General features: G+C 42.4%; 19 protein-coding genes. 10 read left to right on the top strand and 9 right to left on the bottom strand.

The window, feature by feature from the left end:
- The first annotated feature begins 8 nt into the window (after nucleotides 1-8).
- The 3 genes from cpdA (at nucleotide 9) to gluQRS (ending at nucleotide 2,492) form a co-directional block, all read left to right on the top strand.
- Nucleotides 9-833: a 3',5'-cyclic-AMP phosphodiesterase gene (gene cpdA / locus HYG93_RS00280; protein WP_120363876.1), complete on the top strand. Its 825-nt coding sequence runs from the start codon at nucleotides 9-11 to the stop codon at nucleotides 831-833.
- A 210-nt stretch (nucleotides 834-1,043) separates the two neighbouring features.
- A complete protein-coding gene (gene dksA, locus HYG93_RS00275; protein ID WP_106983876.1) occupies nucleotides 1,044-1,571 on the top strand; it encodes an RNA polymerase-binding protein DksA in 528 nt (175 codons plus the stop codon).
- Nucleotides 1,572-1,574: 3 nt separating this feature from the next.
- The gene (gene gluQRS, locus HYG93_RS00270; protein WP_120363875.1) at nucleotides 1,575-2,492 is read left to right on the top strand and encodes a tRNA glutamyl-Q(34) synthetase GluQRS; all 918 of its coding nucleotides are present in this window, start codon (nucleotides 1,575-1,577) and stop codon (nucleotides 2,490-2,492) included.
- Between the two features lie 202 nt (nucleotides 2,493-2,694).
- Here gluQRS and ftsW read toward each other — a convergent pair whose 3' ends face one another.
- The 5 genes from ftsW to HYG93_RS00245 form a co-directional block, all read right to left on the bottom strand.
- The gene (ftsW, locus tag HYG93_RS00265; RefSeq protein ID WP_106983874.1) at nucleotides 2,695-3,891 is read right to left on the bottom strand and encodes a putative lipid II flippase FtsW; all 1,197 of its coding nucleotides are present in this window, start codon (nucleotides 3,889-3,891) and stop codon (nucleotides 2,695-2,697) included.
- A 21-nt stretch (nucleotides 3,892-3,912) separates the two neighbouring features.
- Complete coding sequence (gene murD / locus HYG93_RS00260; RefSeq protein WP_117006925.1) at nucleotides 3,913-5,259, bottom strand: UDP-N-acetylmuramoyl-L-alanine--D-glutamate ligase; 1,347 nt, start codon at nucleotides 5,257-5,259, stop codon at nucleotides 3,913-3,915.
- A 172-nt stretch (nucleotides 5,260-5,431) separates the two neighbouring features.
- The gene (locus HYG93_RS00255) at nucleotides 5,432-5,683 is read right to left on the bottom strand and encodes a DUF6587 family protein (protein WP_106983872.1); all 252 of its coding nucleotides are present in this window, start codon (nucleotides 5,681-5,683) and stop codon (nucleotides 5,432-5,434) included.
- A gap of 46 nt (nucleotides 5,684-5,729) precedes the next feature.
- The gene (locus HYG93_RS00250; RefSeq protein ID WP_106983871.1) at nucleotides 5,730-7,589 is read right to left on the bottom strand and encodes a ferrous iron transporter B; all 1,860 of its coding nucleotides are present in this window, start codon (nucleotides 7,587-7,589) and stop codon (nucleotides 5,730-5,732) included.
- Nucleotides 7,586-7,846 (bottom strand): FeoA family protein, encoded by a 261-nt coding sequence (locus HYG93_RS00245; RefSeq protein ID WP_106983870.1) that lies wholly within the window; start codon nucleotides 7,844-7,846, stop codon nucleotides 7,586-7,588. Before HYG93_RS00245 ends, HYG93_RS00250 begins: the two co-directional genes overlap by 4 nt.
- A gap of 174 nt (nucleotides 7,847-8,020) precedes the next feature.
- Here HYG93_RS00245 and xerD point away from each other — a divergent pair, with 174 nt between their 5' ends.
- From xerD to thrC, 4 genes are all read left to right on the top strand, one after another.
- Complete coding sequence (xerD, locus tag HYG93_RS00240; RefSeq protein ID WP_120363874.1) at nucleotides 8,021-8,938, top strand: site-specific tyrosine recombinase XerD; 918 nt, start codon at nucleotides 8,021-8,023, stop codon at nucleotides 8,936-8,938.
- Nucleotides 8,939-9,036: 98 nt separating this feature from the next.
- Entirely contained in the window at nucleotides 9,037-9,852 is an 816-nt protein-coding gene (locus HYG93_RS00235; RefSeq protein WP_120363873.1) for a DsbC family protein, read from the top strand.
- Between the two features lie 127 nt (nucleotides 9,853-9,979).
- Nucleotides 9,980-11,284: a homoserine dehydrogenase gene (locus HYG93_RS00230; protein ID WP_106984094.1), complete on the top strand. Its 1,305-nt coding sequence runs from the start codon at nucleotides 9,980-9,982 to the stop codon at nucleotides 11,282-11,284.
- Nucleotides 11,285-11,341: 57 nt separating this feature from the next.
- Nucleotides 11,342-12,481 carry a threonine synthase gene (gene thrC / locus HYG93_RS00225; RefSeq protein WP_106983867.1) on the top strand — a complete coding sequence of 380 codons (1,140 nt, stop codon included), beginning with the start codon at nucleotides 11,342-11,344 and terminating at the stop codon, nucleotides 12,479-12,481.
- A gap of 104 nt (nucleotides 12,482-12,585) precedes the next feature.
- On the opposite strand, the gene HYG93_RS00220 is transcribed toward thrC, so the two are convergent.
- Nucleotides 12,586-13,635: a D-alanyl-D-alanine endopeptidase gene (locus HYG93_RS00220; RefSeq protein ID WP_130125643.1), complete on the bottom strand. Its 1,050-nt coding sequence runs from the start codon at nucleotides 13,633-13,635 to the stop codon at nucleotides 12,586-12,588.
- 225 nt (nucleotides 13,636-13,860) lie between these two features.
- Between HYG93_RS00220 and HYG93_RS00215 the strand changes: the two genes are divergently transcribed.
- From HYG93_RS00215 to HYG93_RS00205, 3 genes are read left to right on the top strand one after another with little or no spacing between them, the layout of a single operon-like run.
- Nucleotides 13,861-14,496, top strand: a complete 636-nt coding sequence (locus HYG93_RS00215; RefSeq protein WP_106984092.1) for a response regulator — start codon at nucleotides 13,861-13,863, stop codon at nucleotides 14,494-14,496.
- 20 nt (nucleotides 14,497-14,516) lie between these two features.
- On the top strand, nucleotides 14,517-16,085 hold the full coding sequence (locus tag HYG93_RS00210) for a PAS domain-containing sensor histidine kinase (RefSeq protein WP_120363872.1): 1,569 nt from the start codon (nucleotides 14,517-14,519) through the stop codon (nucleotides 16,083-16,085).
- 22 nt (nucleotides 16,086-16,107) lie between these two features.
- Complete coding sequence (locus HYG93_RS00205) at nucleotides 16,108-17,523, top strand: sigma-54 dependent transcriptional regulator (RefSeq protein ID WP_178961616.1); 1,416 nt, start codon at nucleotides 16,108-16,110, stop codon at nucleotides 17,521-17,523.
- A 3-nt stretch (nucleotides 17,524-17,526) separates the two neighbouring features.
- Here the strand turns inward: HYG93_RS00205 and HYG93_RS00200 are convergent, their stop codons facing one another.
- The 3 genes from HYG93_RS00200 to lptG all read right to left on the bottom strand — a co-directional run bounded on the left by HYG93_RS00200 (nucleotide 17,527) and on the right by lptG (nucleotide 21,464).
- Nucleotides 17,527-18,699, bottom strand: coding sequence for a S41 family peptidase (locus HYG93_RS00200; RefSeq protein WP_106983864.1), 1,173 nt, complete (start codon nucleotides 18,697-18,699; stop codon nucleotides 17,527-17,529).
- 22 nt (nucleotides 18,700-18,721) lie between these two features.
- The gene (gene gpmI / locus HYG93_RS00195; RefSeq protein WP_120363869.1) at nucleotides 18,722-20,269 is read right to left on the bottom strand and encodes a 2,3-bisphosphoglycerate-independent phosphoglycerate mutase; all 1,548 of its coding nucleotides are present in this window, start codon (nucleotides 20,267-20,269) and stop codon (nucleotides 18,722-18,724) included.
- 124 nt (nucleotides 20,270-20,393) lie between these two features.
- Nucleotides 20,394-21,464, bottom strand: a complete 1,071-nt coding sequence (gene lptG / locus HYG93_RS00190) for an LPS export ABC transporter permease LptG (RefSeq protein WP_106983862.1) — start codon at nucleotides 21,462-21,464, stop codon at nucleotides 20,394-20,396.
- Nucleotide 21,465: the final 1 nt, after the last annotated feature.

Raw genomic sequence — 21,465 nt, 5'->3', positions numbered from 1 at the left:
GGAAAGACATGCCTCTCATTAATAATAATGATCAACACAAACACGATTCCGTGTTTGATTGGACCATCATTCAAATATCAGATACACATCTGATGGATCAACACGAGTTAGATTTTGTCTCAGTCAACCCTGAGCAAAGTTTTCACGAAGTGATGCATCACATTCAGCAACAAGTGCCACATATCGATGCGATTATTCACACAGGTGACCTCGCACAAGTCCCTGTTGCTGAAACCTATAGCCGTTATTTGCAGTTTATGACTGGATTAGATATTCCCCACTATCAAATTCCAGGCAATCATGACTGTACAGAAATTTTTCCATTCCATTTGCAGCAAGATCAAGCACACATTTTACATTATGGTGCATGGAGTGCGATTTTGCTCAATAGTGCAGTCAAAGACAAAGTCGATGGCTGGATTAGCGAAACACAGTTACAACAATTACATCAGCTTCTGAGTGATCACCCACAACAGCATATTTTGATTGCTTGCCATCACCACCCCTTTGCGATGGAATCTGCATGGATTGATCAGCATAAACTTAAAAATGCGACACATTTGATGGATGTGATTTCACAGCACAGTAATGTCAAAATTGTGATCTGTGGACACGTGCATCAAGATTCAATGAATACATGGAATAATATTCAATTTTTATCGACACCTTCGACCAGTATCCAGTTTAAACCATATAGCCAAACCTTTGCTTTAGATCAAGTTTTACCTGGATATAGAGTGATACGCTTAAAGAATAATGGCGAATTTGAAACCGAAGTACATCGTGTTGCTTTATCGCAGCCACAAATAAATGTCGAAATTTCAGGTTATTAACTTTTCAATTTGTTTTTTTTCTATTACTTTATGTCCTCAAATGGAAAAGTGATATAAAACATCCAGACATCTGGGACTATCAAAAAGGAAAAAAAGTCTATATGATGACGACCCCCACAGGAGGAAACTCCTTGAAAGGGTGGATATAACATGCATATCACCATATTTTTTGCGTATAACCATTTACGTATATGATGAGGAATGCCCTATATGGCGAATGATAACCAAAATCAAGTTTTAGACGAACAAACTGATGTTGCAGAAGAGAAGTCTGTAAAACGCGTACGCAAAACTAAGCCAAAGTCGGCTGATGGCGGTTCTACTGCAAGCTTATTTGGTATTGAACCTTATCAGCCGAAGAAAAATGAAGAATACATGTCAGAAGGCCAACTTCAACATTTCCGCAATATTTTACTTGCGTGGAAATCTGAGTTGATGTCTGAAGTTGACCGTACGCTAAACACAATGCAGGATGAAAACACTGCACTTCCTGATGTTAACGACCGTGCTACACAAGAAGAAGAGTTTGCGATTGAATTACGTACACGTGACCGTGAACGCAAATTGATTCGTAAAATTGAGCAATCAATTGAAGCAATTAAAAACGATGACTACGGTTTTTGTGAAACTTGTGGTATCGAAATTGGCTTGCGTCGTTTAGAAGCACGCCCAACTGCGACTCTTTGTATTGACTGTAAGACTTTGGCAGAGATCAAAGAGAAGCAAAATAACGGTTAATTCATGTTATTGAGTAATGCATCCCTCCCCCTTCCTTTAAATCAGGAAGGGAAAGAAGTGAATTACGTGGGTCGGTTTGCGCCATCGCCAACCGGCCCTTTGCATTTTGGGTCTTTAATTACTGCTGTTGCAAGCTATTGCGAAGCCCGCGCTCAGCAAGGTTCATGGCTGGTTCGGATTGAAGATACCGACATCCCCCGCATTTATCCTGGCAGTGAAGCGCATATTTTACGTGCCATAGATGCCTTTGAATTTGATCCAGATAGCAACATCATTTTTCAAAAAGACCGCTTAAACATTTATGAAGACGTGATTCAGCAATTACATGCTCAAGGCTTGGTCTATGCTTGCCAATGCACACGTAAAATGCTCGGTTCTAATCATATTTATCAAGGCACGTGCAGAGATCTACAGCTCGATTTAGCCCATCAAGCCATTCGGGTTAAAGTGTCAGATCAAGTCATCCAATTTACAGATCCAATTCAAGGTACGCATCAATCGAATTTAAAATTTGATTTAGGTGATTTCGTGCTAAAACGCCGTGACGGCATTATTAATTACCAATTGGCTGTTGTTGTCGACGATCATTTGCAAGGGATCACGCATGTGGTGCGTGGTGCCGATTTACTCGACAACACCGAGCGACAAATCTGGTTGGGTCAACTTTTGGGCTATGCGCCACTGCAGTATATGCACTTGCCGCTTGCCATGAATGATCAAAGGCAAAAACTTTCTAAGCAAAATATGGCCGAAGCTTTAGATTTAAGCCAACCTTCGCAATTGCTACAACGTGCACTCAAAGCTTTACATCAACCCGAAGTAGAACTCGACCGCCCTGCACGTATGCTCCAACAAGCGGTTGCACAGTGGTCAAGTACATATATTCCACATCAAACTATGCTCGAAGGTATTTACACCTAAAAACACACCGCTACGCCTGTGTATTACCTTTCTATACTGTTATAACCTAGATTTTTTAAACTGTATCCATCTTTTATACGGCGCTTATTACGCTCATTCTGTGTATACACCTAGGGCAAAGCTGAACATTCGCCCACACGGGCATAAAAATGCCGAGTACGGTTTTCACCCTACTCGGCTGATCGATTCAACTTTAAACGGCTTAGAAGCTCGATTCTTCTTTACTTGGGTTTACTTGATTGGTCGTGCTTTCAATCTTAAGGATTAAACTCATCATCACCGCACACATAATTAAAGATGAACCACCATAACTAATAAAAGGCAAGGTTAAACCTTTTGTTGGTAGCATCCCCATGTTCATGCCCGCATTCACCAAAATTTGCAGTAAGAAAATAATACTAATGCCATAAGCCAAATAGCCTGCACGCAAGTATTGATTACGTAAGGCACGATGACCAATTTTAATACTGCAGACCACCAGTGTGAATGACAGAATCATCACGGTGGTAATCCCCATAAAGCCGAACTCTTCACCCAAAATAGCCAACATAAAGTCAGTATGTGCTTCAGGTAAATAGGACATTTTTTGGATACTATGACCGAGACCAACCCCAAACCATTCACCACGACCAAAAGCCATCAACGCATTAGAGAGCTGATAACCTGTGCCCAGCGGATCGGCCCAAGGATTGGTAAACGATAAGGCGCGTTGTAAACGATATGGCTCAAAGACAATCGCGACAATTAAGCCCACCACAATAAAGGCCATGAACGCGATAAACTGTACAGCAGGCGCGCCTGCCAAAAAGAATACGCCTAAAATCATCAAGACAATTACAGCGGTTGCCCCTAAGTCGGGCTCAGCCAAAATCAGGCCGACCGTGATAATCATGACCCCACCTAAGCGCACTAAGCCAGAGACGCTATTACGCACCTCCTCTGCCCTTCGTACCACATAATCGGCGGTGAAAATGGCCATCATCACCTTCGCCACTTCAGAAGCCTGTAAGGTAAAGCCTGCAATTTTAATCCATCGGGTGGAACCATTGACTTCTGTACCAGCGACCAACACCACGGCCAGCAGTAAAATGGTTAATATCCAAAATGGAAAAGTATTATTAAACCAGACATTTAAAGGGACTTTATATACTGCATAAGCCGCCATAGAAGCAGCTAAAATTGAAATCCCATGTCGCGTGATATAGTGAAATGGATTTTCATGTAAACGTGCAGCATACGGCATAGATGCCGATGCCACCATAATTGAACCAATACACAGCAATGCCAATACACTAAATATGAGCACATTACGTGTGGTAATTTCGGCGGGCACGCGTGGTGCCCAGCGCTCATATACCTCGGTAATTTTAGTTATGGTCGTCTGAGCTAACCCAGCCATACAACTTTCCTTATCATTTTTTTAAGCCAATGCGTTCACGCAGTCGACAAACTGATGGCCGCGTTCACTATATCCTTTAAACATATCAAAACTTGCACATGCAGGTGATAGTAGTACGACATCATACGCTTGAGCATGTTGTTGGCACATTTCAACTGCTTGTTTTAAAGTTTCAGCATGTACTAATGTGGTTGTTCCTGTAATTGCTTTTTCAATAATTGGGCGGTCTTCACCAATGAGTACTGCAACCTTGGCATATTTTTGTAGCGAATCACGCAGTGCAGTAAAATCCTGCCCTTTGCCTTGACCGCCTAAAATAATGACCACTTTACCGCCTTTGGCCTCAATGGCAGCCCCTAAGCCATCCACTGCGGCCAATGTCGCGCCAATATTGGTGCCTTTTGAGTCGTTGTAATAACGCACATCATGCAATTCTTTCACGAACTCACAGCGATGCTCTAAACCTTTAAAGGTTTTTAGGGTATTTAACATACTGTCTAGGCTTAGGCCAATTGCTTCGCCTAATGCTAAACATGCCAATGCATTCGCTACATTATGCGTGCCCTGAATATACATGTCTGCACTATTGAGTAAACGCTCACGACCACGTGCCAACCAAATAGTGCCATCATCGTCTTTCAACACACCAAATTGATTAATATCAGGTGCATTTAAGCCAAAGCTTTGCATTGGGGTAGCATCTGGCACCAACGGACGTGTTAAAGAGTCGTCGCGGTTAAATACAACTTTTTTCACAGCTTGAAAGATTCTGTGCTTCGCTGTGTGATAACCCATCATATCGCCATGGCGGTCTAAATGGTCTTCACTCATATTGAGCACTACAGCCACCTCAGCAGCCAAATTGGATGTGGTTTCGAGTTGGAAGCTTGAGAGTTCAAGCACATAAAGCTCAGGATCATCTTTGGTTAAGTCCAAAGCAGGACGACCCAAGTTACCACCCACAGCCACTTTTTTACCAGCATCAGCAGCCATTAAGCCAAATAAAGTGGTTACGGTACTTTTCGCATTTGAACCTGTAATGGCAACAATCGGTTTATCTGTTGCGCGGCGTAAAATTTGAATTTCACTCACCACAGGAATGCCTTTTGCAACCGCAGCTTGTATTTCTACTAATTTTGGATCAAGCCCTGGGCTAATGACAATTTCTTCGGCTTGTAATAACAATTCTTGATCTAATTGACCAAAACTGGTTTGCACATCACTGGGGATTTGGTCATGTCCGGGTGGCGTTTCTCGAGAGTCTGTTACTGCAACACGGTAGCCTTTGTCATGTAAGAAATTAACTGCTGCAACACCAGATATTCCGAGCCCAGCAACGACTTTTAATCCACCACGTTGTATTAACATTTTTGCCTCTGTTTATGGTCTATTTTACAACTGTGGAAATGTTAGCACTTTGCTGTTTTGAATGCTTTTTCTGTTTTAACTTTATGATGGTTTTTTTGTGTCGGCGCGTAAAAAAACCGTCATAAAAATGACGGTTTTCTTTTACACAGCATATTTTCAATGGCTAAAGCAATTACTTCCATTTAACCGCCTGTACTTGCTCTTTTTGAGGGCGTGCTTCTTCTGTAGCAGAACAACCACAACTCCCACCACAACCCGCAACCGCAGCAGGTTTTAACCATGTTGCCAGTTTTGACCAACCACGGCGTGCACAAGCTTTTGAAATAGACGTGAAGACTGAGTTCGATGTTTGAGGAAATACCTTTTTAAACACCACGACAGCACTCCAAATGACCAAAGCAGCCACAATTAGAATTTCAATCATCTCAATCTCCTTTTACCATCAAAGTAAAATGTTTTAATCTAAATTTTTAACCTAAATAATGCGATGCAATTTGATAGGTCAAAAATGACATGAAATATGCCAAACCAAACAGGTAAATCGTCATGAATGTAACTGTTTTCATTGAGCCTGTTTCACGTTTCACTGTTGCCAATGTCGCTAAGCAATGCGGTGCATAAATAAACCAAACGAGCAGTGACAAACCTGTTGCCAATGACCAGCTTAAGTCACCCGTACTGATGAGTGTTGATAGCCCTTGTGCCACAGCATCATCGTCTGCTGCAGATAAGGCATATACCGTACCTAAAGCAGCCACAACCACTTCACGTGCAGCCATTGCTGGAATTAAGGCAATACAAATCTGCCAATTAAACCCAAGTGGTGCAAAAATAGGTTGCATTAAATGCCCAAGCATCCCTGCAAATGAATAATCGATATCTGGCAGCGTTGCACCTTCTGGCGGTTGAGGGAAGGTACACAAGAACCACAATAAAATTGAAAGCGCAAAGATAATACCACCCACACGCTTTAAGAAGATTTTGGCGCGATCCAATAGACCAATCCAAACACTCTTAAAATCTGGAATACGATAACTTGGTAATTCCATTAAAAGTGCATGTTGTGATTTATCTTTTTGGAAGAATTTAAGTACGGTCGCAACCAATAAAGCACTCACAATCCCTGCTGCATATAAGCCAAACAGTACCAAGCCTTGTAGATTGAACACTCCCCAAACCATTTTTTCTGGAATAAAAGCAGAAATCAGTAGCGCATAAACAGGTAAGCGTGCCGAACAGGTCATCAGTGGCGCAACAAAAATCGTGGTTAAACGGTCACGTGGGTCGCTAATGCTTCGAGTTGCCATAATGCCAGGTACGGCGCATGCAAAACTTGATAGCAATGGAATGAAGGCACGGCCACTTAAGCCAGCTTTATACATCAACTTGTCTAAAAGGAATGCGGCACGAGGTAAATAACCCGATTCTTCTAAAACCAAAATAAAGAAGAAAAGAATTAAAATCTGTGGCAAGAAGACTACAACACCACCTGCACCCGCAATAATGCCGTCCACCACCAAACTATTGAGCATTGGGTGTGAAATATAAGCACCAACGGTTTCGCCAAACCAACCAAAGAAGCCTTCAATACCATCCATAAATGGCGCAGCCCATGCAAAGACCGCTTGGAATACCACAAACATCATCACAGCAAGGCTAATCAAGCCAAACACAGGATGTAAAAATATTTTATCTAAAAAGTCAGAACGCTTATCTTCTTGGTCTACATACACCACTACATCTTTTAAGATGTTTTCGATTTGTGCATGAACAGAATCTGCTTTGCCCACGTCACTCAACGCAGCATCAGGTGTTCTAAAGGTGCCTGCATCCAGCGCACCCATGAGATTTTCAATGCCTGCATTACGTACAGCCACTGTTTCTACCACTGGAATACCCAAACGCTGAGAAAGTTTTTGCGTATTAATCTGCATGCCACGACGACGTGCTTCATCCATCATATTCAATACCAGTAGAATAGGACGTTTCAGCTCAATCATTTCCATGACAAGGCCCAAATGCAGTTTTAAGTTTGTGGCATCCACCACACATAAAAATGCATCTTGTTGGCCTTCTTCTGCAATTTTACCTTGTACCACATCACGGGTAATCGCTTCATCGGGACTGGTCGCATTCAGACTATATGTACCGGGTAAATCTAACACACGTACAGGCTTACCTGAAGGCAATACAAATTGACCAACTTTACGCTCAACGGTTACACCCGCATAGTTCGCAACTTTTTGGCGCGTACCCGTTAAATGGTTAAATAATGAGGTTTTACCGCAGTTGGGATTCCCGACTAAAGCAATACGAAGAGCATCACTCATGCTGACGCTCCTTCAAGCAAAATTTCAATTTTTTCGGCTTCGACTTTACGTAAAGCAAAACGCGTAAATCCAACTTGAATTAAAATAGGATCACCACCAAAAATGCCTTTGGTGATAACTTGTACTTTCGTACCCGCAACAAAACCCAACGTTTCTAGGCGACTTGCTACTAAATCAGTCTGAGTTTCGCCATCCAAAGTACGATTTACTTTGCTAATGATGGCAGTTTGTTTGACTTTTAAATCAGATAAACGCACCGCATCCAACCCTTAAATATTTTGAACAGTATACAAACAAATGAGAATAATTACCAAATCAGATACGATAATGATTCGCATCTGTTATAGCACATTGATTACTAAGAATTGTTACAATACATTTGATAAAATCAATCATCACCATCGGTTATATTCATTAATTCTGAGTGCGTCATGCTAAATAAAAAACCTCGTATTCCAACTCCTGTTAGCATTCCGGAACACTATAGTTTTTTAAAAGGTTATCGAGACGATTTAATCGCACAGACCGTTAGCCCGCACACGCGAAATGCCTATTTATCGGATTTAATCCAATGTAGTGAATGCCTTACTCACCCAATGCCGACGTGGTCTGCAGACGATATTTCTGATGTTTTATTACATCTAACGCAACAGGGTAAAAGCCCTCGCTCAATTGCTCGTTGCTTATCTGCCATGCGTTCGTTTTTTAAATTTCTGCGGGAGCAAAAACTGCGCAGTGACAACCCTGTCAGCACACATAAAACCCCAAAACTCGGTCGAGCTCTGCCCAAGGATTTGTCTGAAGCCAATGTCGAAGCACTTATTTTGGCACCCGATATTCAAACCGCTTTAGGTTTACGTGATCGTGCCATGTTAGAAGTGCTCTATGCCTGTGGCCTACGTGTGACGGAACTCTTAAATTTAAGATTAGAGTTGATGAATCTGAAGCAAGGCTATATTCGCATTGTCGGTAAAGGCAATAAAGAACGCTTGGTGCCCATGGGTCAGGCTGCCTGTGAATGGGTCGAAAAATATCTCAATGAATCACGACCACAACTCTATAAAACTGCGACTGACTATGTGTTTTTAACGCAACTGGGCGGGATTATGAGTCGACAAAATTTTTGGTACGCCATTAAACGTTACGCCTTACAAGCAGGCATACAAGCAGAACTTTCACCACATACATTACGCCATGCCTTTGCAACACATTTACTGAATCATGGTGCAGACCTACGTGTGGTACAAATGTTATTAGGTCATAGTGATTTATCAACCACACAAATTTACACCCATGTGGCGCAAGTCCGTATGCAACAGCTCCATGCTCAGTTTCATCCACGCGCTTAACGGTATGGCATATCAGACCAAGAAGTTTTTTTCACACCCGATTTTTTTGCTATGCTAGCTCACCTGTTTTTTAAAAAGCGAAAAGAAAAGGGTTTTTTATGCTATTTACCCGTTCAAAAATTGTGATCGCATGTACACTTGCTACAGGCCTTGCTTTAAGTGCTTGCAGCAAATCAAATAATGATGAAGAAAAACAAGCGCCTTTAACCGCAAGTGCGCCAGCAACGGGCGAAGCCTCTACCCTTTCAGAACGCAATCAACAGCAACGTCTCATTCAGACCCTGCAAGAAGGCCTGAAAAAAGCCAACATTACTGCCAAAATTAGCAGTGTAAAAGCCACCGAAGTCCCAAATTTATTCTGGGTAAGCTTTGAAGGCATGTCTTCTGTGTATGCCACAGCCGACGGCAAATACATTATTCAAGGTGATGTCATCCGCTTAGGTGACAAAACTTTGCATAATGTCAGCGAAAGTTTGCAGTCTGAAGTGACCAAAAAAGAATTAGCAAAACTCAAAACTGAAGATCTCATTGTTTACAAAGCAAAAGGTAAAACACAGCATGTGATCTACGTCTTTACCGATGCAAGCTGTCCGTATTGCCATAAACTGCATGAACATTTAGATGAGATTACCAGCAAAGGCATCGAAGTTCGCTATATTGCATGGCCACGTGGTGACCAATTTTTGCCGGCAATGGAAAGTGTTTGGTGTAGTGCAAACCGTCAAGAAGCCTTCAATCAAGCGATTTCAGGGGTTCAACTCCCTCCTGCATCATGCAAAAACCCAGTCCGCGACATGTACAAATTGGGTCTGAATATTGGCGTAAATGGCACTCCTGCAATTTATAATACCGACGGTGTTTATTTGGGTGGCTACATGGAGCCTAGCGAATTAATTGGACGCTTAAATAAATAAAATTTATTGATTAAATTACTGTTTTTTATAGATAGATATAAATTTGTGAATCTCCTAGAGTCATAGGCTTTTTTTAGCTATGATCTAGGTTCACTTAAAAAATTTGCTGAAATAAATGGAGTGTGACGTGAAACCAGTTCGTCTGGCAATCCTCGGTCTTGGTACTGTGGGTGGTGGTGCCCTTAAACTACTAAAAGAAAATGCTGCTGAGATTAAACGTCGCACCGGTCGTGAAATTGAAATTACCCATGTGGGAACGCGTCGCCCGCGTCCTGACCTTGATTTACCTGCATCAGTTCAACAAAGCGCAGATCTTTTAGAGATCGTTCGCCAACCTGATGTCGATGTTGTCATTGAGGTTATGGGGGGTATTCACCCTGCGTATGAAGTGATCAAAGAAGCTATTTTACACGGTAAGCAAATTGTGACAGCCAACAAAGCCCTGCTCGCAGAGCACGGTAATGAGCTGTTCAAACTGGCTGATGATCATCATGTACAAATTGCCTATGAAGCTGCAGTCGCTGGCGGTATTCCAATTATTAAAGTCATGCGTGAAGGCTTGGCTGCCAACAAAATTGATTGGTTAGCTGGCATTATCAATGGTACAGGCAACTTCATTTTGACTGAAATGCGCGAAAAAGGCCGTGCCTTTGCCGATGTACTCAAAGAAGCGCAAGAGCTTGGTTATGCAGAAGCAGATCCAACTTTTGACGTTGAAGGCATTGATGCTGCACATAAGCTGACACTTCTTGCATCTATCGCTTTTGGTATTCCATTGCAATTTGACAAAGTCTTCACTGAAGGCATTAGCAAAGTGACTGCACAAGATGTGAAATATGCTGAAGATTTAGGTTTCCGCATTAAACACTTGGGTATTGCACGCCGTGCAGCAAACGGTATCGAATTACGTGTACACCCGACGCTGATTCCAGAAGAACAGCTGATTGCCAATGTAAATGGCGTGAAAAATGCTGTATTAGTACAAGCCAATGCCGTTGGTCCAACACTTTACTATGGCGCTGGCGCTGGTGCAGGCCCTACAGCTTCTGCAGTTGTTGCTGACGTTGTCGATATCGTACGTGACATCTCTTATACCGAAGATGGTGCAGGGACTATTCCGCAATTAGCTTTTGAAAGCTTAAGCGATTTACCTATTCTGCCACGCGAAGAAATGACAACAGGTTACTACATCCGTATTAATGCTGAAGACCAAACTGGTGTTTTAGCTGAAGTGACCACTATTTTAAGCCGTGCAGGCATTAGCATTGATGCCATCATGCAACAATCGCGCTTAAAAGACCTTATTCCTATCGTGATTCTGACCGATCCAGTGAAAGAATCTAAAATGGATGAAGCCCTTCAACAAATTCAAGCATTGCCTGTCATTCATGGCGAAATTGTACGAATTCGTTTAGAATCGCTTGATAATTAATCGGGTTAAGGGGAAATTCTCCCCTTACCAAGCTCTATACACAATTGGAACATCATCATGTCGAATGCCAATCGTTATACTGGTTTAGTTGACCGCTATCGCGACCGTTTACCAGTGTCTGCCACTACTAAAGCGATTTCTTTAGGTGAAGGTAATACCCCACTGATTAAACTTGCAAATATTCCGCGTTTAATTGGCAAAAATGTTGAAATTTATGTGAAGTACGAAGGCTTAAACCCGACTGGTTCATTTAAAGACCGTGGTATGACCATGGCGGTAACAAAAGCTGTTGAAGAAGGCTCAAAAGCAATTATCTGTGCATCTACAGGTAATACCTCAGCAGCTGCAGCCGCTTATGCTGCTCGCGCTGGCATCAAAGCATTCGTTTTAATCCCAGAAGGCAAAATTGCCATGGGTAAAATGGCGCAAGCAATGATGTATGGTGCTATCACCATGCAAATCCGCGGTAACTTTGACGATGGCATGCGCCTAGTGAAAGAAGTTGCAGACCAAGCACCTGTAACCATCGTAAACTCAATCAACCCATACCGTTTGCAAGGTCAAAAAACCATTGCTTACGAAATCGTTGATGAACTCGGTCGTGCACCAGACTACCACTGCTTACCTGTAGGTAACGCGGGTAACATCACTGCACACTGGATGGGTTATACAGAAGCTGTTGCAAACCAACCTGTAGGTGAGTTTGAACAAGTGATTTACGATGCGGCAACTGACGCCTTCACTGGCCCTAAACCAGAAGGTTTACCAGTGATGGTAGGCTATCAAGCATCTGGCGCCGCACCATTCCTACGTGGCGCACCTGTAGCAAATCCAGAAACAATTGCAACAGCAATTCGTATTGGTAACCCACAAAGCTGGAACCATGCAAAAGCAGTTGTACGCGATTCTCAAGGTTGGTTTGATGAACTGACTGATGCTGAAATTTTAGATGCACAGCGTATGCTTTCGATGTATGAAGGCGTATTTGTTGAGCCTGCATCTGCAGCATCAATTGGTGGTGCAATCCGCGACCTTAAAGCAGGTAAAATCCCTGAAGGTTCTGTGATTGTATGTACCGTAACAGGTAATGGTTTGAAAGACCCTGATACTGCAATCAAACAATGCTCTGATGCCGTAATGTTGTCAATCGATGCAACAATGGATCAAGTTCGTGATTCAATTTTGTCAAATATGTAATCACATATTTGATTGAATAAAGAAAACCCTGCACTAGCAGGGTTTTTTTATGGGCTAAATTTAGCCTAAAAATAAAAAGCTCAAGTTGAGTAAGAAGTTAAGCCTTAAATTCGTTTTGGTAACTGAGTTACCCAAGTCATTAAGCGCGTTGCATCATCTGTACGTGCTTGAGAGGTATCGGCTCCCAGTAACACAACAACAGCTGGACGATTATTTAATGTTGTATGCATCACAACACAGCGCCCTGCTTCATTGATATAGCCTGTTTTAGAAATATTAATATTCCAACCACCATTACGCACCAAGGCATTGGTATTATTGGATTTTAATACACGGTAGCCCAAGTTAAAGTCATAACTTGGTGTGGTAGAAAACTGACGGATTAAACCATATTGCGATGCTGTATTCACCAAAATCGCCAAATCACGCGCTGAAGCAACATTGCCCGGATGTAGACCTGTAGACTCTACATAATGCGTGCTGGTCATGCCCAATGAGCGCGCTTTGGCATTCATCGCGCTATAAAATGCACTACGACCACCCGGATAAGTACGTGCCAAAGCCGATGCTGCTGGGTTCTCTGACTTCATTAGCGCCAGTAACAATGCTTCTGCACGATTCATGCTATCGCCGGCACGTAAAGTCGAACTTGAGCTCTTACAGCCAGAACATGAAAAATCACCTTGCTGTAAGGTAATATTTTCAGACATGTTTAAGCGGGCATCTGAAATAACCACAGCAGTCATCAACTTGGTAATCGATGCAATAGAACGCGCAACATTACTGTTTTTACTGTACAGCACTTCGCCTGTTTGACCATCCATCACAATCGCCGCACGTGCATTAATGCTCGGTTGGTTGGCATAATTATTGGTATCCACAATACGTACCGTTTGTGACGGTGCATTTTGTGTCGTTACGCCATTCGAACTACGCACACTGGTGGTGATTTTGGTCGAACCCTGTGGTGATGGCTCATCTGTAGCAGATGAAACATCTTGATTTAAAAGTTGGCTGACATCATCAGATGACCAGCTCAAATTCGATTGACTCGTGTTTGGATTCATAATAATTTCAGCAAAGCTTACGGTGCTTATGCCAAATAAAAATGAAAAGCCCAACACGTGTGCGAATGATTTATTTAAATTCTTCACTTTTACTTACTCAACTCTATCTTAGTAATTTAGCTAAAAATTTGCCTATTACCATAAATATGCCTTACATTTAGGCACATAGCAGAACAATTTTTACCCACGACATTGTGTATCAAATATTTTCATCGTAGATAAGAATAGGATTGCTAATTTTGTCGTTTCATTGCAAGCTTATTTTGCTTTATGTAACAAAAAAGACATGTATAAAACAGAGGGAGAATGTCAGTGATCACAGTTTTGGTGGTGGACGATCATGAGTTGGTTCGTACAGGTATTTGTCGAATGTTAGAAGACCATGTGGATGTACAAGTGATTGGGCAAGCCGAATCTGGTGAAGAAGCGATTTCTCTGGTGCGTCAGCATCACCCCAATGTCGTACTTCTCGATGTGAATATGCCAGGTATTGGGGGTGTAGAAACCACACGACGTCTCTTACAAACAGCGCCTGATACCAAAGTGTTAGCCGTAAGTGGTCTTGCTGAAGAGCCTTATCCTTCCCTACTCCTAAAAGCAGGTGCGAAGGGCTATATCACCAAAGGTGCGCCTGTTACAGAAATGGTGCGTGCCATTAACAAAGTCATGCAAGGCGGTAAATACTTTAGTGCCGACATTGCAGAGCAATTGGCCAGCTCGTATTTATCTGACACTCAACAATCTCCTTTTGATGCACTTTCAGAACGTGAAATGCAAGTGGCGATGATGGTGGTCAATTGTATTAGCGCACAAGAGATTGCAGATAAGCTTTTTGTGAGTGTAAAAACCGTCAACACTTACCGTTACCGTATTTTTGAAAAATTAAATTTAGACAGTGACGTCAAATTAACTCACCTAGCCATTCGCTACGGCCTTATTAAACCTTAAAAAATACCAGTGCATCCTTTATGCCCCAGCCTTCTTATCATGCGGAATTAAATCAGTATCATCTCGGGCTGTGGTATAGCGCATATCGCTTCATTATCAGTACGGGCTTATTGCTGATTTTTATGCTGACTTATCGGCAGTTAAGTGTCGAATATCAGTATCCGCGCTTTTACTTATACGTCCTTAGCGCTTATGCATTAATCAGTAGCCTACAGTTTTTTTTAATGCGTGGCGTGCGTGCTTATATTCCAAAGCAACTGGTAAGCCTCTTTGTTGTCGATGTTACAGCGCTTAGCTTATTAACCTTGGCACTTGATGGTCCAAATTTACATATCAGCTTGCTGTTCGTAATTTGTATTTTTGCAGCTTCGCTTTTACTCAATGCACAAAAAGCTCTACTCATTACACTGATTGCCGTCATTAGTGTCGTTTACCAAGTATTTATTGGCTCCATTTTCGAGCTGACCTCACTGAAAAATATTGGTAATAGTGCTCTATTGGCCTTCTTATTTTTTGTGGTCTATGGAAGTGGACAAATTGCGATTCGTCGCTTCCAGATCATGGAAAATTTGAACTTTTCACAGTCCCTAGAATTAAACCAACTGCAAAATATTAACCGTTATATTTTAGAGCAAATTCAAACGGGCTATTTGGTGCTCGACCAAAACTGCCATGTGGTACTCAGCAACCCTGAAGCCTGTCATTTATTGGGCATTGCGCCGATGTATCGCTATGAAACACATCCACTGTATAAAACCCAACCCGACTTATTTGAGCTGATGAAATTTGAAGAACTGCCCGATGGCGATACATTCCAATTTCAATCCCAACAAAGTCGCTTTCATATTCATGTTCGGGTACAAAAACTGAATGTGCCGCACCAGACCTTAACCTTACTGGTCTTGCAGGATGCACAAAAAATTAATCAGCATGTACAACAGCTAAAATTAGCAGCCCTTGGTCAGCTTTCTGCCAGTATTGCACATGAAATCCGTAATCCATTGGCGGCCATCGTTCAAGCCAATGATCTATTTTTAGATAGTGATCCATCACAACAAAAACTATTACATAGCATGATTGCTAAACAATCGGTGCGTATTGACCGTATTGTGCAAGACACGCTCAATATGGTGAAAAATAAAGAAACGCGCCCAATACTGATTCCATTAAAACACTTTATGCCTCAGCTCATTCAAGATGATCTTTCGGATATTCAAGATAAAATTCAACTGAATATGCGAGAGCCTGTGGCGATTCACTTTGATGAAGGTCAATTGCGCCAAGTCCTGATTAATTTGGTGCGCAATGCCATCCGACATAATGACCCCAGCACACCGCATATCGAATTAAATATTTATACATATCAAAAATATATACATATTGATGTGCGTGATTTCGGCCTTGGTGTTGCAGAACATGATCGATCTGCATTATTTCAACCATTTTTCAGTACCGAAATCACAGGAACTGGTTTAGGATTGTACCTAGCGCACAGTTTTTGCGAAGCAAACCAAGCACAGCTCACCTACGTAGAACAAAAAGAACAAGGGGCCTGTTTTAGAGTTTCTTGCTTAGCCGTGACCGTTTAATCGATTTTATTTGGGGGGAAATATGGCAGAACAGCAACCATTGGTACTGTTGGTCGATGATGAAGAAGACTTATGTACACTCATGCAAATGTCTTTATCACGCATGGGGATTCGTACACACATTGCACACCGACTCAGTGAAGCTCGCCAATGCTTAACAGAACACCAATACGATGCCTGTTTAACTGACCTCAACCTTCCTGATGGTAATGGCTTACAACTGTTACAATGGATGAATGAGCACTGCCCAAGCCTGCCTGTAGCCGTTTTAACGGCGTATGGCAACATGGAAATTGCCATTGCAGCGCTCAAAGCAGGCGCTTTCGATTTTGTCAACAAACCCATTAATCCAAAGCACTTAGAGCAACTACTACAAAAAGCACTCAATAAACCAATTCCTTCTACAGCACCACAAGAAGACACACTAGAATACAAAATGTTGATTGGACAATCCTTGCCAATTCAACAGCTTCGTATCACTTTGAAAAAAATTGCTCGCTCACAAGCACCTGTTTTTATTACTGGTGAATCAGGTACGGGTAAAGAAGTTGTCGCAAATTTGGTGCACCGCCTAAGTAATCGAAATGAAGGCCCCTTTATTGCCATTAACTGCGGTGCGATTCCGAGCGACTTAATGGAAAGTGAGCTTTTTGGCCATAAAAAAGGCAGCTTCACAGGTGCAACCCAAGATAAGCAAGGTCTGATTCAATCCGCACACGGTGGTAGTTTATTCCTCGATGAAATTGCGGAATTACCCCTAAGCATGCAAGTAAAATTGCTCCGCGCTGTGCAAGAAAAGCGGATTCGTCCCGTCGGTGCAGACCATGAAATTGATGTCGATTTCCGCATTATCAGTGCAAGTCATCAAGATCTAGATGGACTGGTGCAACAGGGTCGCTTCCGTCAGGATTTATTCTTCCGTATTCATGTGATGGACTTAGAATTGCCACCGCTTCGTGAACGTGGCAATGACATCTTGTTATTGGCGCAGCATTTTATTCAAAAAATTTGCTCAGAATGGGATATTAAAGCCAAGGCCCTCACAGAGCGCGCGCAAGATTTTCTACTCAATCAATATTATCCAGGCAACGTGCGAGAGCTACGCAATATTATTGAACGTGCCATCACGCTCAGCGACACAGACAGCATAGATTTACCTCATTTGCAAAGTGCCCCACTGCGCCGTAGTGCACCTGTGCTGGATCACACAGATGCCTCTCAGGCTGTTGCTATGGCCTCTGTTACCAGTATGCCATTAAAGAAACTGCCTGAAGAAGGACTAGAGCCTTATCTAGAAAATATCGAAAAAGAAATTCTACTAAATGCGCTCAATCTGACGCACTGGAATCGAACCTTAGCTGCTAAAAAGCTGGGGATGTCATTTCGCTCTTTGCGCTATCGTTTAAAGAAATTTGGGCTCGATACCGACGAAGAATAAGTATTATTTTTTATTGAGCAGTTGCTCTGTCACATGCTCAAGATATTGCTGCTCACTCATCTCATGCTGTGGGTAGCTAAAATCAGGTTGCACCCCAATGCCTTCAATCATTCGACCATTGGGCGTGTAATACTGCGATACGGTCATTTGTAAAGCAGCACCGTTGGATAATGGAAAAAGCTTCTGCACTACACCTTTACCGTAGCTTTTTTCACCCACGACCCATGCTCGCCCATGCTCTTTTAACGCTGCCGTAAAGACTTCCGTTGCCGAGGCAGATCGACCATTAATTAAAATGCCCACTTTCATATTTTGAAATTCAAAGCTCGGTAAAGCTTGAAACTGCTGATCCCCTTCGGAGCGACTTCGCGTCGAAACAATCACGCCTTGGTTGAGAAATAAATCTGCCGTTTCTACCGCTGCCGACAATAAGCCCCCTGGGTTATTTCTTAAGTCAAATAAGATTGCTTTGACCTTCGACCCACTATGGCTTTCAATAATGCGTTTGATCTCATTGGCCGTGTCTTGCTGGAATACTTTTACCGTTAAGACCAAAACCTGATTATTGAGTAAACGGGATTCAATATCGGTTTCAATTTTGGTATTACGCACAATATAAATTGGCTTACTGTGTGTGGTCAGTTGTAGGCTCAATGTTGAACCAATCGCCCCATCTAATAACTGTTTAACTTGTACATGACTTAGCTTTTTCAGCTCTTGATCATCCATTTTGTACACAGCCATACCATTACTTAAACCCTGTTTTGCAGAGTCAGCATCTTTTTTGAGATTATGAATGACCCAGTGCTGCGCGATCGTGTCATAGTGCAAGTCAAAATCGACTGCTGCCAAATCGCCTTCGGTATATTGTAAAAGCTGTTTATAGTCTTCAGGAGAAAGATAACGTGAATAGCGGTCTAGACCACTGACCAAGCCTTGTATCGCTTGCTGAAACAGATCATCGTCTGATTTTTCTTTGAGATAATTGTCTTTAACAATGCCATAAATTTGAACAAATTGTTGTATGGATTCCACCGGAACTTCCATATTACTTTGTTCATAATCGCCATCAAAATCAAGGGCTGCTGACTTTTTGCCAACAGCCCATGTGGTATGACTAAAGCACATTAGAAGTGAGCCAAAAATTACCCCAGAAATCCAACGTGCTTGCGCCATACATCTACCCTTTCATCAATATTTATGCATCTAAATGAATTAGATTGCGACCTTGCATTTCAGCAGGAACTGGAAGCTTCATCAAGTGAAGTAATGTAGGCGCAACATCGGCCAAAACACCACCTTCCACAATCGTTGCTGACGTTGGGCCTGCATAGATGAATGGTACTAATTCAGTTGTATGCTGTGTATGTACCTGACCGCTTTGATAATCCTGCATTTGTTCAACATTACCGTGATCGGCTGTCACAATCATGTGACCTTGATTCGCCATGACTGCGTCGTACACACGACCTAAGCAAGTATCTACAGCTTCAACAGCTTTTACTGCAGCATCAAATACACCCGTATGACCAACCATGTCACCATTGGCATAGTTCACCACCAACAAGTCATATTCGCCTGAATTGATTGCAGCCACCAACTCATCTGTAACTTCGTATGCACTCATTTCTGGTTTTAAGTCATACGTAGCAACGCTTGGAGATGGAATCAAAATACGTTTTTCACCTGGATATTCATCTTCACGACCGCCACTAAAGAAGAAAGTCACATGGGCATATTTTTCAGTTTCCGCAATACGTAGCTGGGTTTTACCCAAGTTCGACAAGTATTCGCCCAATGAATTCACCAACGCTTCTGGCATGTATGCAACAGGTGCATCAATCGTCGCTTGGTAACGTGTCAACATCACATACTTAGACAATGCAGGTACAACTTTACGCTCAAAGCCTGCAAAGTCTTTTTCTACAAAGGCTTTGGTAATTTCACGTGCACGGTCAGCACGGAAGTTCATGAAGACAACGCTATCACCATCTTGAACTGGAGCTGCATCACCAATACGCGTTGCTTTCACAAATTCGTCTTTTTCATCAGCTGCATAAGCTAACTCTAGGCCTGCAACCGCAGTAGGGGCTGTACGTACAGCTTCACCTTCTGTCAACAAACGGTAAGCTTGTTCAACGCGATCCCAACGGTTGTCACGGTCCATTGCAAAATAACGACCGATTAAAGTCGCAATACGACCTTGACCTGGATATTGAGCAAACAATGCATCTAATTTTTCTAAAGATGGCTGTGCGCTGATTGGCGGTGTATCACGGCCATCTAAGAAAGCATGTAAATAGACTTTCGCACCACGTTTTAACGCAAGCTCAGCCATCGCCACAATATGGTCTTCATGCGAGTGTACACCACCTTCAGACAACAAGCCCATCAGATGGACTGCACCATTGGCTGCTTTGGCTTTTTCTACAGCATCCACCAGTACTTCATTTTCAAAGAAGGCGCCAGTACGAATGTCTTTGGTAATACGGGTAAAGTCTTGGTACAGCACACGGCCAGCACCCAAGTTCATGTGACCCACTTCAGAGTTACCCATTTGGCCGTCTGGTAAGCCAACGTCTTCACCAGAGCCAGAGATTAAACCATGCGGATGCTTTGCTTCCATCGCGGTTAAATTTTGACGTTGAGCTGCTAAAAAAGCATTGTCCTCAATCGCTTCACGATGACCCACACCATCCATAATGACTAAAACGTGAGGGATTTTGCGAGCACTTGCATCCGTCATAATTGAACACTCTTTTTCGTCTATAAATTAATCATGCTATCTTACCGAATTTTCGGTCAAGACTCTATGTTCAAGGCATGGTTAATGCTGTTCATGAACATAGATTTACCCGATTTTTCCTGATCTAACGTGCACGGTGGAGCAAATAACCACCACCCATAAAGATCAATACAATAGGAACAAATACGAACCATGCTGGAGATGGTGAATACACCAAGCTGGCATAACCTAAGAAATCCTGTAAATAGAAGAACCCTAGGCCTGTAAATAAGGCAATTACCAAACGAAAGCCCATTGACTGCTGACGTAAGGGACCAAAAATAAATGAGCAGGCAATCACTACCAAAGCAATTAATGCAAATGGAGAACCGACTTTTTGCCAAAATGCGAGCTGATAAGTTTTTGGAACTTGACTATATTCATGCATATAGCTCATAAAACTAATCAATTGGCTCGGTGAAAGATCTTCTGGATCAAGGGTCACCATGTGCACATATTTCGGCTGTAAAGCCAAAGACAAAGGGTGTTCAGCGTTTTTTGCTAAAGTGGCATCGCCATCTTTTAACACATCCATTTGTTGCACAGTGTTGAGTTTCCATGTGCCATTTGACACAAACTGGCCTTGCTCGGCTTCAATCGTGCCACGCAAGCGATATGCATTATCAAAATCAATGACTTGAATATTTTTAAGCTCACCTTTTGAGTTAGCATAATCCACATAAATAAAGCGTTGGCCTTCACGAGTCCAATAACCATTGACCTCGCCTAATTCTGCAACAGAGCGGTGGCTTTTCACCCCTTTGGCTTGCTCATTGGTATAAGGAATAATCCATTCACTTAATGCAAATGACAGCACCACCAAAATTAAAGCAGAACGAATCACCCATCCCACAATTCGCCAAAGACTCACCCCAACTGAGCGCATGACAATCAGTTCACTATTGGATGCCAGCGTACCTAAACCCAGTACTGCACCAATCAGAGCAGAAATCGGGAGGATTTCATTCAAATAATACGGCGCACCCCACAACACATAAATAAAGGCATCCCAAGCCCCATAATTCGGTTGCAGTGATCCTAATTCGCCTAAATAAGTAAATAAAACCTGCAAACTCGACAAAACGGCGGTTGCACCTAACATGGCAAGTGCAGTCGTTTTAGTCACATGTTTGGCAACAATACGGCGTGCTAACATT

Origin of the sequence: Acinetobacter sp. SwsAc6 (assembly GCF_013391565.1) — a bacterium.
GTDB classification, from domain to species: Bacteria; Pseudomonadota; Gammaproteobacteria; order Pseudomonadales; family Moraxellaceae; genus Acinetobacter; species Acinetobacter cumulans.
Note: the sequence above shows the minus strand (reverse complement) of the source record. Positions and strands in the feature narration are given on the sequence as shown.

What these genes read in the sequence shown, in the direction of transcription:
- cpdA (WP_120363876.1), top strand. Translation starts at nt 9, where the DNA reads ATGCCTCTCATTAATAATAATGATCAACACAAACACGATTCCGTGTTT.
- dksA (WP_106983876.1), top strand. Translation starts at nt 1,044, where the DNA reads ATGGCGAATGATAACCAAAATCAAGTTTTAGACGAACAAACTGATGTT.
- gluQRS (WP_120363875.1), top strand. Translation starts at nt 1,575, where the DNA reads ATGTTATTGAGTAATGCATCCCTCCCCCTTCCTTTAAATCAGGAAGGG.
- ftsW (WP_106983874.1), bottom strand. Translation starts at nt 3,891, where the DNA reads ATGGCTGGGTTAGCTCAGACGACCATAACTAAAATTACCGAGGTATAT.
- murD (WP_117006925.1), bottom strand. Translation starts at nt 5,259, where the DNA reads ATGTTAATACAACGTGGTGGATTAAAAGTCGTTGCTGGGCTCGGAATA.
- HYG93_RS00255 (WP_106983872.1), bottom strand. Translation starts at nt 5,683, where the DNA reads ATGATTGAAATTCTAATTGTGGCTGCTTTGGTCATTTGGAGTGCTGTC.
- HYG93_RS00250 (WP_106983871.1), bottom strand. Translation starts at nt 7,589, where the DNA reads ATGAGTGATGCTCTTCGTATTGCTTTAGTCGGGAATCCCAACTGCGGT.
- xerD (WP_120363874.1), top strand. Translation starts at nt 8,021, where the DNA reads ATGCTAAATAAAAAACCTCGTATTCCAACTCCTGTTAGCATTCCGGAA.
- HYG93_RS00235 (WP_120363873.1), top strand. Translation starts at nt 9,037, where the DNA reads ATGCTATTTACCCGTTCAAAAATTGTGATCGCATGTACACTTGCTACA.
- thrC (WP_106983867.1), top strand. Translation starts at nt 11,342, where the DNA reads ATGTCGAATGCCAATCGTTATACTGGTTTAGTTGACCGCTATCGCGAC.
- HYG93_RS00210 (WP_120363872.1), top strand. Translation starts at nt 14,517, where the DNA reads ATGCCCCAGCCTTCTTATCATGCGGAATTAAATCAGTATCATCTCGGG.
- HYG93_RS00205 (WP_178961616.1), top strand. Translation starts at nt 16,108, where the DNA reads ATGGCAGAACAGCAACCATTGGTACTGTTGGTCGATGATGAAGAAGAC.
- HYG93_RS00200 (WP_106983864.1), bottom strand. Translation starts at nt 18,699, where the DNA reads ATGGCGCAAGCACGTTGGATTTCTGGGGTAATTTTTGGCTCACTTCTA.
- gpmI (WP_120363869.1), bottom strand. Translation starts at nt 20,269, where the DNA reads ATGACGGATGCAAGTGCTCGCAAAATCCCTCACGTTTTAGTCATTATG.
- lptG (WP_106983862.1), bottom strand. Translation starts at nt 21,464, where the DNA reads ATGTTAGCACGCCGTATTGTTGCCAAACATGTGACTAAAACGACTGCA.